We start from the raw sequence: 15747 nt of genomic DNA, 5'->3' as shown, positions 1-15747 counted from the left end.
TATCACTAAAAAAAGCCAAATATCGACACAAAGGATAGTTTTTGAAAACAGAAGTGTTAATAGAGATTTTAAGTGAAGAGCTTCCAGCTATTCCTTTTCTTAAAGAAGAGCCAAATATTTTGCAAAAATGGAATAAGAAGCTTGAAGAATATTTTTTATCCAGTGAATTTGAATTTTTTTATACACCAAGAAGAATGGTTTTACTTTGCAGGGAATTTCCACTTAAGCAAGAAGATCAGTATATTGAGCTTTTTGGTCCTCCTGTAGAGATTGCTTATATTGATGCAGATAAGAGCAAGGGATTGAGTAAGGCAGGAGAGGGATTTGTAAAAAAATGTGGGGAAGGTGAAATTTCTACAATAAATAAAGAGGGCAAAGAAGTGCTTTATTTTAGTAGAGTAAAAGAGGGAAGGAAGAGTTGTGAGCTTTTACCCAATATGATTAAAGAGTGGTTAGAGTCTTTAAATTTTGGAAAAAGTATGAGATGGGGGGATTTGAGTGAGAGTTTTATTAGGCCTATTCGTAATATTGCAGTGTTGTTTGGAGGGAAAGGGATAGAGTTTGAAATCTTTGGGATTAGAAGTAGGCTTGAAACTTTTGTGCATCGTGATTGTGGATTTGAGCCCAGAGAGTTTAAGAGCATTGAAGAGTTTAAGAGTATTCTCTTAGAAAATGGTATAACCCTTGATCCTAAACAAAGAGAGAGTAAGATTTTAAAAGATTTTAAAGCCCTAGAGGTGCAATACAAAATTGAAATTGAAATTGATGCGGAGCTTTTGGCAGAGGTGGTGGCCATTACTGAGTATCCAAGAGCCCTATTGGGAGTGTTTGATGAAGAATTTTTAAGTTTGCCCCAAGAGGTGATTATCACTTCAATGAAAGAAAATCAACGTTACTTTGCTATTTATAAAGAGGGCAAACTCTATAATGGTTTTATTGTAGTGATTAACTCCATGAGTGAATCCGTCGAACAAATTATTAAGGGAAATCAAAAAGTTCTTAGAGCAAGATTGAGTGATGCAATGTTTTTCTATCATAATGACCTTAAGAGACCATTGCAAAGTTATGATTTAAGCAGGATCTCTTTTGTTGAGGGGCTTGGGAGCATTGCAGATAAGGTAGAACGTGAAAGCAAGATTGCAGAGTATCTTTTTACGCATAATGCATGCAATCCTGATTGCTTAAAGAGATTGCTAGAGGCTGTAAAAATTTCAAAGTCTGATCTTCTTTGTGAAATGGTAGGAGAGTTCCCAGAACTTCAGGGAGTGATGGGTAAGTATTATGCACTTGAAGAGATGAAAAAAGGCGTCCCTCTAAGAGATGAGCAAATTGCAAAAAGTATAGCAGAGCAATACCTTCCTAATGGAGAGGGGGATAGATTGCCTAGTGATAAATTTAGCTCCATTGTTGCACTCTCCTATCGCCTTGATAGTATTTTTGCGCTCTTTAGTATAGGCAAGATTCCAAGTGGCTCAAAAGATCCTTTTGCGCTTAGACGATCTGGAAATGCGATTATTAGAATTATTAATGAGCAAAATATTGCTTTAAGTTTGCATGCTTTACAAGAGATGGCAAGACTTTGTTCTTATACAAGCTTTGATATAGAGAGAGTGTGGGGGTTTTTATTAGAGAGAATTGAGGGTGTCATTAAAATTAATGCTTCAATTTTGCGGAGCGTGATTGCTGGAAAAGAAAGAGAATTAGGAGGCATTATTAAAAAAGCTCTTGCATTAAATGAAGTCTTTGAAGGGAGTGATAAGGAGGCTTTGATCTCTACATTTAAACGTGTTGCAAATATTACAAAAGACATGAAGGAAGCTAAAGCAGTTTGCAAAGACTTATTAGAAGTTAAAGAGGAAAGAGAGCTTTTAGAATTTGCCTATAGAATTAAAGAACAAGAATTTGCGAACATTTTAGAATATATTCAAGCACTTTTTACGCTCAAAACTCCACTTGAAGCATTTTTTGACCATGTGATGGTCAATGTTGAGAATGAAGTTTTAAGAGAAAATCGTAAGGCATTGATCTATGAAATTTATGAAATGTTCTTAGAAGTAGGAGATATTAAAGAAATTGCTTTTTAATCATCAAAGAGTGGGTTAAATCATTGATAAAGATCAAAAATTAGAGTTTTAAAAAATCTACTCTTGGTCGATATTGTAGGAAATTATAAATTTAAGATTATTTTTTAGGAGTAAGGATGAAAAAGATTTGCACTAGTTTGGTTTTAGCGACATGTTTGGTTGGAGCTTTGAATGCAGCACCAGTAAAAAAACCATCAAGCAATGGAGCAAAGAATCTTCAAAAAGGTTCAATCACTAATGGTGTAAAAGCTACAGGGAGCGTTCAACGTTGGATGCTTTTTAATGAAGGGTCAATTGGAGGGTCTTGGAGCAAAATTGGAAAAAGTGAATTTGTTTCACTTGATTTTGGCTATGCAACTTCTATTACAACAATTGCTACTGCTGGTGGATTAAGAGGGATTTTTGGTGTAAATTTTGAATTCCCTCTCTATCTCTCTGCAGCAGGATATTCCAATGCTTTAAAAACTGATAGAAATTTTTCTGATGTATTAGGATGGGGAGCAATTGTTCCTTTGAGTGTGGGAATTGATGTAGGTGGATTTCAACTTACAGGACTTGTAGGATATTCTTATCATAGTATTAAAGAAGAGTTTAATGGCAATGGTGTAAGTAACGCAAAAATGCTCACACAATATCATGGTGTTGTTTATGGTGCTTCATTGGGATATCGAATCGCAAATATTATCAATCTTAAAGCCCATGCACTCTTTGGGAAGCTAAAGAATGATTGGAGAAGCACAGAGAATGAGGTTCTTCGCCAAGAAGAAGTAACAAGTAATAAAAAATATAACTATATGAACCTAGGAGCCTCTGTCTCTATCGTATTTTAATCTCTAAACCCCTCCAATGAGGGTATAGAGCTTAAAAAGGACATTGACACAAAGTCCTGAAAGAATCCCTGCAAGTGCATCATCTCCGACAACACCTAACCCCCCCTTGATTTTTTTGTCAATCATTCCAATTAAAGAAGGCTTTGTAATATCAAATAATCTAAAAAAAGCAAAACATAATACAATGCTTATCCAAGAAAAGGGTGTGATTGCAAGAGCAATCCATACTCCTACAAGTTCATCAATGACAATATGTTTATCATCATGAATCCCTCTCATAGCCTCATAAGTATCAATTTCCTTAATTGCAATTCCTGCAATTAGAAGTGTGAGTAAAAAAAGTGTATTGTGCGAAAATGCAACAATAGGAAGAGCTAAAAGAGTGGCTAAAAGAGTGCCAACTGTGCCAGGAGCTTTGGGTGAAAGCCCACTATAAAAAAGTGTAAGAAAACAAAAGCGTATTTTATTTGACATGACAGAGTTCAGAGAGCCTTTCATAAAATTTTTCATCTTCTTCTTGAATGAGGCCATTTTGTATCATTAAATCTTGATAAAGTTTATTGAGCTTCTTGAGTTGGTTGGGAAAAAGATAGGCCAAAATCATAGCAGAGACCTCTTTGCGTATAAAAACTTCTGGCGGCATAATTCCCATTTTTAAAAGCTCAAAAAAGTTTTTAGAACTATAAGCGATATGGTGATGGGGTCCATGAGGGCAGATTTTTGTATTTTTAATGGTGTTACAAGTATCACAATAAATATATTCACTCAAAAGTTTAATATCAAGGTTTATTCCTTGGATTTGATCCATAATTGTGCAGATTTGATTACCTTCATAAAATGTGCTTAGATCGGAGCTCCCAAGACTTGCTACAAATTCTGTGCAACCATAGTTTTTGCAAATAAGAGCATTAAGAATCATCCGATTTTGTCCTGCTAAAAGATAAGTATAATCAAGCGGAACAATAAGAATTTTATGTGAGGGTAAGAAGTTTTCTACCACATATTGCACACTTTTTAATCTTAGAGGGTAGGGGAGAAGCCAGCTATTGTGGTGGGGAAGAAAAATAATTAACATATCATTGTGCATAAGTGTTTCTTGTAGGATTTTTTCATGCACCATATGGATGGGATTAGCATTAAGCATCACACCACAAATCTTTTTTGCTTTTAAAGCTTTAATTTTTTCTTCAATAAGTTTTTTGATGGAATTAATTTTTTGACTCTTAATAGTGTAATCTCCATAGATTCCAAAATTTCCAAGTCTTTGATAAATTCTTGCAGTATCAGTATGTCCCATATCCCCACCCATAATCTTTTTGATACGCTCATCTTTATTGATGGGAAAAACTTCTTTAACAAGCATTTCTCCTACTTTGGTTTTTTGCACATAAAGATCAACCTCTTCTCCAATTTGCAAGCTTTTCATTACCTCTTGATTGCGTCGCCCATTGGGGCTAAGAATCAAAGGGGAGGGGAAAGAGCATCCATTAAAAAGCCCCGTTTTATTGACTTCTTGAATTTGTTCTTGATTCATTAACCCATTGACAGGTGTTAAAATCCCTTCTTTAACCATTTCTAAGATAGAAAAGGCTTCTTGATCAATATGTATCTGTTTCTTTTTTTCGTTCAAGTCTATACCTTTTTCTTTTTTCCCATAAATTCTTACGACTAATTCCCATTTTCTCTGCTAATTTTGCATCAGAATAAATATTTTCAAATTTTTGAATCACTCGCTTTTCATACTCCTTGATTGGGAGAATATTTCCCTCAAGATCCGAAAAACTTTCATTATAGGCTAGATCAATAACTTGAGGGAATTGTATGTCTTCATCAGTAATAATTGATACAATAACATTTTTTCCAGAAATTTTATTTAATAATTCTTTAAATTCATTCTTTTTTAGATTCTCTGAATGTGTAATGTATAAAGTAATGTCTTTGGAAATATTTTGCAATATGTCTTTCCAGCGATAAAGTTTAAGAGTTGAAAATTTTAGGGCGAGCTTCCTTTCTTTTGCATATTTAATGACATAAACATCTACTGCTTTTTGAGAATTGCTTTTAATCACAAAGGGTGGATGATATTTGCTTGTATCCATTAATGTTATTTCACTTTCTAAGAAGGAAAAATATTCTTCATAAAAAATAAGTTGGCGTGTCAGATTAAGATAGTCTTTTTGATGATTAATTTTTCTTATAAGTTCATCAATCATAAAGGGTTTAAGGATGTAATCTTTTGCTCCAGCTTTAAGAGGTTTTGTTACAGTGTCTTCACTAACATAGGCAATCATCATAATGATAATAGCCTGAGAGTTTTGGCGAATAAACATTTCGCAAAGTGATCCTCCGGCATTAGAAGAGAGTAAAATAATATTAAATTTATCTTTTTGCATAGCTTCATGAATTGTTGAAACGATATGGCATTCATAACCTAGACTTCCTAATCTTGTTGCAATACTTTGAGCTAAATAAATCTCATTTTCTATCACCAATACAGTCATTGTTTGCTCCAATCAATAAATTGCATATTGACACAACTTATAACACAAACTCCCTCACCTCTTCCAACAAAGCCCATTTCTTCTCCTGTGGTTGCCTTAATATTAATTGCATGTTTAGGAAGATGAAGGAGGGTAGAGAGCGAGGATTTGATTGCATCTTTGTGAGGAGAGATTTTAGGAGTTTGGGCAAGAATGCTCAGATCAAGATTGATGATCTCATACCCTACAGCACGTGAAAATTCAAAAACTTCTTTTAAAAGAAGCTTGGAATCTGCATTTTTAAAATTCTCCTGTGTATCAGGAAACCACTCTCCAATATCTCCAGCACCTATTGCACCCAAGATTGCATCAGTGATTGAGTGCAGGAGCACATCCCCATCGCTATGAGCTTTAAAACCGAAATCATAAGGGAGTTGCACACCTCCTAAAACCATAGGTTTATTGGGAGTAAATGCATGGATATCAATTCCTTGTCCTACAAAATTCATCTTATCAGGCGGTGGAAGGGTAAGAGAAGAGAGTTCGTAGCTATAGGTGAGTTTATTCATAAGCGGTGAACCTAGAATATAGCCCACTTTTTCTCCAAGAGCAGTAATTGCACTGCTTTCATCGCCAAAATCACCATTTTGCAAAGCTTTTTTAAGAATCTGTGTTTTAGAGAGTTGAGGAGTTTGGATTTGTTTAAGATGATCACGGTTAAGATAGCCGTTTTTAGAGCAAAAGGTTGTATCAACGACAGGAAGATAAGGTGCTACACAACACAGAGTTGGATCATTGCTTAAAGCTTTAAATAAAGAATTAATCACTTCTTCTTGGGGATTGTAACGAGCAATATCGCTAATAAGCACATAGGGGGTTATAACTTCTTTAAGAGCATTAAGAATGGATTGGGTTCGTGTTTTTCCTCCACACACAATAGGATAGGATGTGTAGTTTTGCATAAAAAAACATTCTTTATCAGATGCAGTTAAAAAAATATTATTAAAACCAAAGCGGATAAATTTATTTAAAACTTTCAGCCACAAAGGATCACAACCACTTCTTAACCATTGTTTTTTAGGTAGATTTGATTGTGAGCAAAAACGAGAGGAATCCCCAGCCCCCAAAAGAATTAATGTTGTATTTTCTTTAAAATGTGATTTATACTCCATTGATTTTTACCCTCTAGGTTATTAAAATCTTATTAAATTGAGTTATTCTACAAGATATTTAAAAGCTTTGTATAATTATTGCTCCAAAAATGGGCAAAGAAATAAAGATATATTACAAAAGGAAATGAAATGAAAGAAAAAATTCAAGAAGCGCTCAAAGGAGTGAAATATTCTAATTTTGATAAAGATATTTTGACCTTCGGATTTGTAAAGAACATTGTTTTAGAAAATGATGGAGCAAAAATTTATCTTGAAATTCCTTCGAGTTCACCAGAAGTTTCAAATATGCTTAGAGATTCTATTCTTAAAGCACTTCAACCCTTAGGATTAAGTGAAGTATTAGTTGAGATTAAAACCCCACAAGTGCAAGAAAAGAAAGTAGAAAAAAAGAATATTGCCCCACAAATTAAGCATTTTGTCATGATAAGTTCAGGGAAGGGGGGAGTAGGAAAATCTACAACTAGTGTAAATCTTGCTATTGCACTTGCTCAAAGTGGGAAAAGAGTGGGATTGCTTGATGCAGATATTTATGGGCCAAATATTCCCAGAATGCTTGGACTTAATCAAACACGACCCCAAGTGAGTGAAGAATTAAAAAAACTTGCACCCCTCAAAGCTTATGGGGTAGAGATGATGAGCATGGGTGTATTGTATGAGGAGGGGCAAAGCTTAATTTGGCGAGGACCAATGATTATGAGAGCAATTGAGCAACTTCTTACGGATGTACTTTGGAGTGAGCTTGATGTGCTTGTGATTGATATGCCACCAGGGACAGGTGATGCACAGCTTACTTTGGCTCAAAGTGTGCCTGTGAGTGCAGGAATTACTGTAAGCACTCCTCAAAGTGTGAGTTTAGATGATAGTGAAAGAAGTTTAGATATGTTTAAAAAACTCAATATTCCTATTGCAGGAATTATTGAGAATATGAGTGGATTTATTTGTCCAAATTGTGGACAAGAGTATGATATTTTTGGTAAAGGAACAACAGGGGCATTGGCTACTAAATTTGCTACTGAAGTTTTGGCACAAGTTCCTCTTGAGCCACAGGTTAGAGAAGGAGGGGATAGCGGAAAGCCTATTGCATTTTTTCAGCCTACAAGCAAAAGTGCCCAAGAGTATCTAAAAGCTTCTCAAAAGCTTCTTGCATTTCTTGATGAGGTAGAGAGTAGGGGTGGTGTGGATAATGCTTCTATTCAGCCTACACAAGATCATTCTCATTTACATTAAATTATCTCCTCTTTAAGAGGAGATTATTGATAAGAATTTATCCTAAAATAGCGAAGAAGAGCATAAAATAATAAGATTCCAAAAGGAATAAGCACTCCTATTTCTGGGTGAATAATGCCTCCAATACTAAATTTTGAAATTGAAAAGAAAATTCCCCAAATCACTAGAGATAAAATCACCAAGCCAAAAGTAAGTAAGGCAAGATTACCATATCGTGCAAGCGAGGGGATGTAAGATGCAATAATAATGATGCATAAGGGCACAAAGAGAGGGATTAAAATAAAACTGTATAAAATTGCTCTTACTTTTTCAAAATCAAGTTTTTGAGAGATGAGAATCTTGGCTGATGTGATTGCATCAATGATAGAAACTGTAGGACGATCTTTGCTAAAGGTGTCAAGAACTTTAGGACGAAAGTTACGCAAAATTTTGAGTTCTTTGAGTTTTTTTTGTGTAAGAATATCTTCATTATAAGAGAAACGATTATTGTCAATTCCAATGATTTGTGCGTTTTCAAGAACCCAATATCCTCCAGAAAATATAGCCTTGTCTGATTGAATAAAGGTTGTAAGCTTTCCATTTCTTAGTTCAAATACTTTCAATCCCTCAGCTTTATTGAGTAGAGGAAAAACTTTTTGGAAATACACATAATCATCATTATATTTTACAAAAATATCCTCTTGTGCATTTTGCAGAGCATTCTTATTAACAATGACCTCTGCTTTTTCTTGTGCATAAACAAAGGGGGTGGTATTCAATCCAATATAACCCAGGGTAATGCTGAGACTTAAAAAAAGTACAGGAGAGAGAATTTTACGTCTTGAATATCCCAAAGCCAATAGTGCAGAGAGTTGGGAGGTTTTAAGAAAACTTACATAAAATAAAATACTTCCCAAGATTAAAGAAAGTGGAAGGGTGTAATTAAGTGCATAGAGTGCATCATAAACAAAAAATAAGATTAAAAAGTTTGCAGAATCAGGAAGTTTATCGGCATATTTGATTGTATCTGCACCTATGAAAAAAAATTCCAATCCCAAAAAAATAATCAAAAAAAACTTTAAATAGTTTTTTCCAATAAAAAAGAAGGCTTTCATATTTTGACTTTGTGGGTATATTTATTTTGCAAGAGTATAAGATCTTTTGAAGTCAGAAATTCTTGCAGGGCTTGAGTACAAGAGGAAATAAGCTCCGTAGGAGAAGAGGTAAAATCACTCAGCACATAAGAGGCAACATCTTCTTTTTTTTCAGGCCGTCCAATTCCACATCTGGCACGATAGTATTCATTTCCACAAAGTCTATCGATAGATTTTAATCCATTATGTCCACCATTTCCTCCCCCAAATTTAAAGCGTAATTCTCCTGATGCTAAATCTAAATCATCATGCACGACAAAAAATGTTTGGACCTTAAAATAATTTTTAATCATTTGCACTGCTTCACCAGAGCAATTCATAAAAGTGGCAGGTTTGCAAAGGATAAAATTTGGGTTTTTTGCAATAAGGGATTTAAAATTTTTATCCTCTTTAAAAATAAGAGAAAAATTTGAGGCTAGGTTGTCTAAAACCATAAAACCTATATTATGACGATTATTTGTATATTGTCGGCCAGGATTCCCCAGTCCGACAATAAGAAGAGGTTGCATATTATTTGGCTTTAATTACACCAACAACGGCAACAGAATCTTTTTCAATGATTTTTACACCATTATGGGCAGGTAAATCTCTAATCAGGATTGCATCACCAGTATCAAGATCTGTTACATCTAGATCATAGAAGTTAGGAAGATTTTCAGGCGCAGCTTCAACAGCTACTCTTTTTTTAGAGATCATTAAAACACCTTTATTTTTAAGACCTTTTGCACTCCCATGAGTTTTTACAGGAATTTTGTATTTTGCAACAACACCCTTTTGAGCCATCATTAAATCAACATGCAAAAGATCATTAGTGATAGGATCTTTTTGATATTCTTGAACAACAACATCAATTTCTCTTCCATCTACTTTTACAGGGAAAATCAAAGTTGTTTTACTTTTGACTGCCTTGATAAAATCATTGCGCTTAAATGCACAATGGATATTTTCTTGCCCTTTTCCGTAGATATTGGCAATTAGATAACCATCATTCTTCAACGCTTTTGCGTTTGATTTTGAAATACTCTCTCTAATTTGTCCTTCTAGCATTTGCTATCCTTTCTTTTTTGTAAAATAAAAGAGCTAATTATACGCCATATTTCTTTAAATTTTTAGTGGATTTGAAATGGAAAAAAAGGTTATAGTTATATTTCTGAAAATATATGCAAGCAACATTGGATAAATTTTACAATGCAAAGGAAGAAATATGGGAAAATGGCTTATGGCTATTGCCATTGTATTTGGGTTTTGGGGATGTTCAAAAGATGTTAATCCTTATGAAGGTTTTAAGGCTTACTATTTTGGAGATTATCATAAAGCCTTTCAGATCTATAACCAAGCTTGTATGTCTGGGGATTCTTTTATGTGTTACAACGTAGCGGGGATGTATGAGAATGGTCTTTCTGTTAAAAAAGATACAATGAAGGCATTTAAACACTACACACAGGCCTGTAATGCCGGAGTTGCAATTGCATGCAATGCTGCTGGAAAAATGCTTAAAGAAGGGGTTGGGATTAGACAAGGTCTCTCAAGAGCTGTACAATTTTATATTCTTGCTTGCCAGAATGGAATGGCCTTAGGTTGTTATTCAGCTGGAACAATGTATTACAACAAAGAGGGTGTTCAAGAAGATAAACCTATGACTAAAGAGTTCTTTGGAAAGGCATGTGATTTGGGTGATGAAAAGGGGTGTGATATTTATAAGCGTCTGAATGAAGCGGGATATTAACCCTTTTAGAGTTTTATAATTTTTGCTCCAAATCCTCCCATTTGAGGGGGAGCATCATCAAAGCTTACAATTTTTGGATGTGTAGAGAGAAAGTCTTTAATCACTTTAGAGAGGATTCCACCTCCAATTCCATGATAGATTACAACTTCATCATATCCTGCAAGCAAACAATCAGAAATGAATTTATCGGCCTTTTGTAATGCTTCCTCTGCTCTCAATCCATGCAAGTCTAAGCTGATTCCTACAGGGTTTTTTGGAAGAGTAGTTTTGCTTTTAGGGCTTGGAAGTGGCGTATTAGATGCACTACAGGCCTGAAGCATATGAGCCTGCACTTTAAGCTTAAAACCATCATCGCATTCTATAAGATAGAGTGAGCCACTTTTTCCCTTGATTACTCCGCGACTCTTACCGTAGCGAATCCGATCTCCTATTTTAAACTCTTTTGGAATTTGGGTTTGCTGGATTAGGGGGGTATGTGCTTGTTTGAGAATGGAGTTGGATTTATTCATATTTTGATGCATTGCACTTAGGGTTTTAGCTTCTTTTTTAAGTTCTTTTAAGGCTTCTTGGTAGATTTGTTCTAATTGGTGTTTTTGTTTTTGAAGCTCTTGAGCATTGTTTGTAATTTGCTCTTGAAGTTCAATGTATTTCTTATGTATCTTTTGATTTTGTTCTTGAAGTTTTCTTTTTTCTTCATGAAGTTCAAGTTCTAAGATTGTGGATTTTTCTATAAGGGTATTAAGTTTTTGCTTATCTTCTCCATAATGCTCCCTTGCTTTTTGAATCAAAGAAGGGGGAATGTGGTAACGCAGAGCTGTTTCAAAAGCATAGCTTTTGCCAATACTGCCTTTAAGAAAGCAAAAAGTAGGAATTTGATTTTTTTCATCAAAAAGTGCTGCATAAAGCTCTGTTTGAGGATGAGAGGCCATAAGAGAGGCTAGACGTTTGTGATGTGTGGTGATGATAATCTTTGCTCCCTTATTTAAAAAGTGCTCTAAAATTTCTTTATATAAGCTTGAGGCCTCATCAGCATCTGTCCCTAATTCAATTTCATCAATGGCTAAAAGCAGTGATGGGGTATTAAGAAGAGAAGAGATTTCAAGCATTCTTCCTGCAAAGGTGGAGATATCATCTTTACTGCTTTGCGGATCAGAGATAATGGCATCAATATGCTTAAAACTTCCAATCCTAGAATGTGATGCATTAATTTTTTGAGGGAGAAGGTATTGGGTGAGGAATACGCTTGCGAGGACGGATTTTAAAAGCATTGTTTTTCCCCCAGCATTCACCCCTGTAATCATTAAAAGGTTTTTTTTAAACTCCAAGTTGAGGAGTTTTGGATTTTTGAGATTAGGATGAGCATAATCTTTAAGAATGATTTCTGAACCATGATGCTTAAAGACAAATTCTAAATTTTTTTCTCTTGCAAACAGAATTCTTGCATACAGATGATCAAGCTGATCAAAGGCTTTATTGATAAATTTTAAAAATACCAATTCTTTGCTTAATTCTTTGCTTAATTCTTTACAAATTGAGTAAATTTGGGTTTGATAAAGATCTTTAAGATTACTCTCTTTTTCTTTGAGTTTAAGAATACTCTCAGGGCAGAGGTAAAAAAATCCATTTCCAGAACGAGAGAGAATCATTCCTTTGATGAAGTGATTAAACCCTGCTTTGAGTAAAAGACATTCACTATTATTGATGAGATGCACCTGTTTATCGACTAAATAAGGGGCAAGAGAGGTTTGAGAAAGAGTGGAGCTAAGAGAGGATTTAATTTGAGATTGGATAGAATTAAGAGAAGATTTGATTTGGTCAAGTTCAGGAAAAATTCCCTCTTTAATCTCTCCATCCTCTTGAAAAAATCTCGCTATTTTAACAAGATTGCTAGGAAGATTGATTTTATCTATCCACTCCCTAAAAACCCCTATCTTAGGAAGTGAGTTGAGAGTTTTAATTGCATGGAAAAAAAGAAGGATTTTTCCAAATTCAAAAATATCCTCTAAGTGTAAAACCCCATTTTTTTGTAAATGTAAAAGTTGAGTATCTAAATTTTTAATTTTAGGAGGAGTAGGGAGGGTGAGGGGTTCTAAATCTTTAAGGAGTTGAGAGTAAATTTTATAGTCTCCCTCAAATGCAATACTTTTTTCTCTGGCGAAAAAACTACTGAAAGAATGAAGAAATTCATTGAGATCAAGTTTTTTAGCTAGGGATTGGACTTTAGACATGATTTTCTCTAAGCTGATAGGTAATATCTCCAGCACCAAATCCAATGATTAATCCCTTATCAAGGATTTCAAGAAGTTTGTCTTCCTCATAGAGGTAAATCTTGCCTTCTTTTTGCTGGATATGAGAGGCAAAAGTAGGTGTATAAGAGGAAAAGAGTGTGGAGAAGTCAATCTCAACATGCTTTTCTCCAGCTTTCCATACAGGCAAAATAATCAAGCGATCACAGCCCTTAAAACATTGGATGAATGCTTCTTGGTTATCTAGGAATCTTGAGTATTTATGAGGTTGCCAAATACAAATTACAGGAAGATTTTGATGAGCCTGTGTATAAATTTTAACTGCTTGAAGGGTGGTTTTAATTTCTGTGGGGTGATGAGCATAATCATCAATAATAATGCAAGGACTTTTGCTTACAATATCAAAACGTTTTTTAATTCCTTTATAATTTTTAAGATTATTTTTAATATTTTGGAGTGGAAGCTCATCAAGTGAGGCTAAAATTGCTAATGAGGCATTGAGTGCTGTATGTTCCCCAAATCCCCATACCTCAAATTCTCCAAAATCTTTGAGGCAAAAGCGTGTGTAGGGATGATCATCTCTAAGAAAATAATTAATATTTGTAATATCGCGTTGGGGATAAAGGCGAATAGCCTCAATGTCAAGTTTGGAAAGAAAGGGGTCATCCATATTAATCACACGCTTTTTAGCTTTAAATAAAAAATCCTTATAGCATCCATAAAATTCATCTAAATTATGGTTGTAGTTCTCCATATGTTCAGGCTCTGTATTAGTGACAATTGCACAATATGGATTGGAGTTTAAAAAGCTTTTATCACTCTCGTCTGCTTCAAAAATAAGACTTTGACTTGGAACTTCTCGTACATTACAATCAAACTCCTTACTCTCAGCCCCAATAATTGCTCCAAAATGTGGAAGAATACTACTTAAAATGGCTGTGGTCGTGCTTTTTCCATGGGCTCCACAAACACTAAATACTCTTTTATCTTGTAGGATTTTCTCCAATGCATCTTTTCTAGAAAGAATAGGAATATTTTGTTTTTTTGCTTCTATGATTTCGATATTATCAGGCTTGATAATTGCAGAGTGGATGATTAAATCTTGTGCATCTATGGCATCTTTTGTATGAGGGATTGTAATCTTTGCTCCATCTTTTTGGAGTTTTTTAACATTTTTATTTGTAGCAATATCTGACCCACTAATTTGCACACCCTGAGATTTCAAATAACGTGCAAGTCCTGAGATTCCAATCCCGCCAATACCAATAAAATGCACTTTCATTTATCCTACCTTTTTAAATATGTTTTTATTGTGCTTAATGCTTTTTTGATGATATTCTCTTCATATACTAGAGCAATTCTTACAAAGCCACTGCCTTCACCCTCCGAACCTAAGAAACTCCCAGGCAAGAGCATAATTCCTTCCTTGTGATAGAGAGTTTTACAAAACTCTAACTCATCACCTACTTTTAGCCAGATGTAAAAGCTATAAGGAGAAATGAAGGTGTCATCAAAAACTTCTCTTGCAATTTTAAGATTTTTTGCATAGATTTGACGAGTGTTTTCACTGCTAAGATTCCAAGCTACCCTAGAAGCCTCTTGTAAGGGGAGGGGAATAGCACATCCACAATAGGTGCGATAAAGTCCATAGTGCTTAAGTATTTCTTCATCTCCAGCAATTAGCCCACTCCTTAATCCAGGAGCACAAGAGCGTTTAGAGATGGAATTGAGTGCTAAAATATTTTTAAAATTTATATTTCCTTCTGCAATACAGGCTTGCAAAATACTATGAGGTGGAGTGTTTTCATAAATTTCACTGTAGCATTCATCGCTTAGGATAACAAAATTATATTCTAGAGCCAATCTTACCCATTCTCTTAACTCATCAAGAGAGAGTGTTGCACCTGTAGGATTGTTGGGGGAGTTAAGGATAACAAGTTGAACCTTTTGAAGTTGTTCTTTATTTAAAGAGGGTTTGAAGTGGTTGCTTTCTCTAAGTGGCATCAAAAAGACTTTAGCCCTGCAGGCAAGAGCTGAGCCTTCATAAATTTGATAAAAAGGATTGGGATATGCCATACAAGGATTTTTCTCTCCAAAAAGTAAAAATTGAGGGAAATTGAAAAGCACTTCTCTTGTACCAAAAGTTGGAATAATTTGACTTGGGGTAAGTGAGAGGGCAAAGCGTTTTTGGATAAAGTGCAGTTGAGCTTCTTTGAGATAATCTTCACCTTTACTTTTAGGATATTTTTGCAAAAGAGAGGTATGGGCTTTAAGGGCATTTTGGATTTGTATAGGGGTTTGAAACCTGGGTTCACCAATGGTGAGATTAATGATTTCTTGGGTTAGAGGGGTAATATTTTCAAGCAATTTATTTAATTTCTCAAAAGGATAGGTTTGAAATTGTGTTAACACGGTTTTCCTTCTTATAAAGATGGTTATCAAGCAAAATTAAATGTTATTTTATAATGAAAAAAGCAATAGAGCCCCGACTATCCTCCAAGGGAAGGAAAGAGAGATAGTCTAAGTTATAAAGATTAAAGAAAATATTCAATAAGATTAATCTTAGTAGAATAATCAACCCTTATTAAGGCTCTATGATATTTCTTAAGAAAAGAAATATCATAAAATTTTACTTAAATTTAGATAATTAAGATTAATGGGAATTTATTTTATATTGATTAGAATGAGGATAAACTAAGCAGTGTTTTTTCTAAAACTCTTGATTTTTTATAAAAACCTTGCTAAAATCTCAACCTCATAATTGCGGGAATAGCTCAGTGGTAGAGCACAACCTTGCCAAGGTTGGGGCCGCGAGTTCGATCCTCGTTTCCCGCTCCATTTTAAAAATA

The 15747-nt window shown here is 34.6% G+C and carries 14 protein-coding genes and 1 tRNA gene; 5 read left to right on the top strand and 10 right to left on the bottom strand.

Annotation, left to right across the window (positions count from 1 at the left end):
* Window positions 1-41: 41 nt before the first annotated feature.
* Window positions 42-2084, top strand: coding sequence for a glycine--tRNA ligase subunit beta (glyS, locus tag CQA62_RS05395; RefSeq protein WP_104723382.1), 2043 nt, complete (start codon window positions 42-44; stop codon window positions 2082-2084).
* Window positions 2085-2200: 116 nt separating this feature from the next.
* Complete coding sequence (locus CQA62_RS05390; protein WP_104723380.1) at window positions 2201-2914, top strand: hypothetical protein; 714 nt, start codon at window positions 2201-2203, stop codon at window positions 2912-2914.
* Between the two features lie 3 nt (window positions 2915-2917).
* On the opposite strand, the gene CQA62_RS05385 is transcribed toward CQA62_RS05390, so the two are convergent.
* Genes CQA62_RS05385 through CQA62_RS05370 form a run of 4 tightly spaced genes read right to left on the bottom strand, consistent with a single transcriptional unit; the run spans window position 2918 to window position 6566 of the window.
* Window positions 2918-3412 (bottom strand): phosphatidylglycerophosphatase A family protein, encoded by a 495-nt coding sequence (locus CQA62_RS05385; protein WP_411681988.1) that lies wholly within the window; start codon window positions 3410-3412, stop codon window positions 2918-2920.
* Window positions 3378-4544: a sulfate adenylyltransferase gene (locus CQA62_RS05380; protein ID WP_104723376.1), complete on the bottom strand. Its 1167-nt coding sequence runs from the start codon at window positions 4542-4544 to the stop codon at window positions 3378-3380. Before CQA62_RS05380 ends, CQA62_RS05385 begins: the two co-directional genes overlap by 35 nt.
* Window positions 4513-5415, bottom strand: coding sequence for a response regulator (locus tag CQA62_RS05375; RefSeq protein WP_104723374.1), 903 nt, complete (start codon window positions 5413-5415; stop codon window positions 4513-4515). The genes CQA62_RS05380 and CQA62_RS05375 overlap by 32 nt, the downstream gene beginning before the upstream one ends.
* Window positions 5412-6566 (bottom strand): bifunctional 2-C-methyl-D-erythritol 4-phosphate cytidylyltransferase/2-C-methyl-D-erythritol 2,4-cyclodiphosphate synthase, encoded by a 1155-nt coding sequence (locus CQA62_RS05370; RefSeq protein WP_104723372.1) that lies wholly within the window; start codon window positions 6564-6566, stop codon window positions 5412-5414. Before CQA62_RS05370 ends, CQA62_RS05375 begins: the two co-directional genes overlap by 4 nt.
* 129 nt (window positions 6567-6695) lie before the next feature.
* Between CQA62_RS05370 and CQA62_RS05365 the strand changes: the two genes are divergently transcribed.
* Window positions 6696-7793: an Mrp/NBP35 family ATP-binding protein gene (locus CQA62_RS05365; RefSeq protein WP_104723370.1), complete on the top strand. Its 1098-nt coding sequence runs from the start codon at window positions 6696-6698 to the stop codon at window positions 7791-7793.
* A gap of 23 nt (window positions 7794-7816) precedes the next feature.
* Here CQA62_RS05365 and CQA62_RS05360 read toward each other — a convergent pair whose 3' ends face one another.
* The 3 genes from CQA62_RS05360 to CQA62_RS05350 are packed head-to-tail and all read right to left on the bottom strand — an operon-like array spanning window position 7817 to window position 9973.
* A complete protein-coding gene (locus CQA62_RS05360) occupies window positions 7817-8887 on the bottom strand; it encodes an LptF/LptG family permease (RefSeq protein ID WP_104723368.1) in 1071 nt (356 codons plus the stop codon).
* Window positions 8884-9435 (bottom strand): aminoacyl-tRNA hydrolase, encoded by a 552-nt coding sequence (pth, locus tag CQA62_RS05355; RefSeq protein ID WP_104723366.1) that lies wholly within the window; start codon window positions 9433-9435, stop codon window positions 8884-8886. The genes CQA62_RS05360 and pth overlap by 4 nt, the downstream gene beginning before the upstream one ends.
* A 1-nt stretch (window position 9436) precedes the next feature.
* Window positions 9437-9973 carry a 50S ribosomal protein L25/general stress protein Ctc gene (locus CQA62_RS05350; RefSeq protein WP_104723364.1) on the bottom strand — a complete coding sequence of 179 codons (537 nt, stop codon included), beginning with the start codon at window positions 9971-9973 and terminating at the stop codon, window positions 9437-9439.
* Window positions 9974-10130: 157 nt separating this feature from the next.
* On the opposite strand from CQA62_RS05350, the gene CQA62_RS05345 reads away from it, so the two are divergent.
* A complete protein-coding gene (locus CQA62_RS05345; protein WP_115585131.1) occupies window positions 10131-10652 on the top strand; it encodes a tetratricopeptide repeat protein in 522 nt (173 codons plus the stop codon).
* Between the two features lie 5 nt (window positions 10653-10657).
* On the opposite strand, the gene CQA62_RS05340 is transcribed toward CQA62_RS05345, so the two are convergent.
* From CQA62_RS05340 to CQA62_RS05330, 3 genes are read right to left on the bottom strand one after another with little or no spacing between them, the layout of a single operon-like run.
* Window positions 10658-12880 carry an endonuclease MutS2 gene (locus CQA62_RS05340; protein WP_104723360.1) on the bottom strand — a complete coding sequence of 741 codons (2223 nt, stop codon included), beginning with the start codon at window positions 12878-12880 and terminating at the stop codon, window positions 10658-10660.
* Window positions 12873-14180, bottom strand: a complete 1308-nt coding sequence (gene murC / locus CQA62_RS05335; RefSeq protein ID WP_104723358.1) for a UDP-N-acetylmuramate--L-alanine ligase — start codon at window positions 14178-14180, stop codon at window positions 12873-12875. Before murC ends, CQA62_RS05340 begins: the two co-directional genes overlap by 8 nt.
* A gap of 5 nt (window positions 14181-14185) precedes the next feature.
* Window positions 14186-15310: a succinyldiaminopimelate transaminase gene (locus tag CQA62_RS05330; RefSeq protein WP_104723356.1), complete on the bottom strand. Its 1125-nt coding sequence runs from the start codon at window positions 15308-15310 to the stop codon at window positions 14186-14188.
* Between the two features lie 351 nt (window positions 15311-15661).
* Here CQA62_RS05330 and CQA62_RS05325 point away from each other — a divergent pair.
* Window positions 15662-15736: transfer RNA gene (locus CQA62_RS05325), tRNA-Gly, on the top strand.
* The last annotated feature ends 11 nt before the right edge of the window (window positions 15737-15747 follow it).

Source organism: Helicobacter cholecystus (assembly GCF_003364215.1).
GTDB lineage: Bacteria > Campylobacterota > Campylobacteria > Campylobacterales > Helicobacteraceae > Helicobacter_G > Helicobacter_G cholecystus.
The sequence above is the reverse complement of the archived record's forward strand: the minus strand, read 5'-3'. Positions and strand labels throughout refer to the sequence as shown.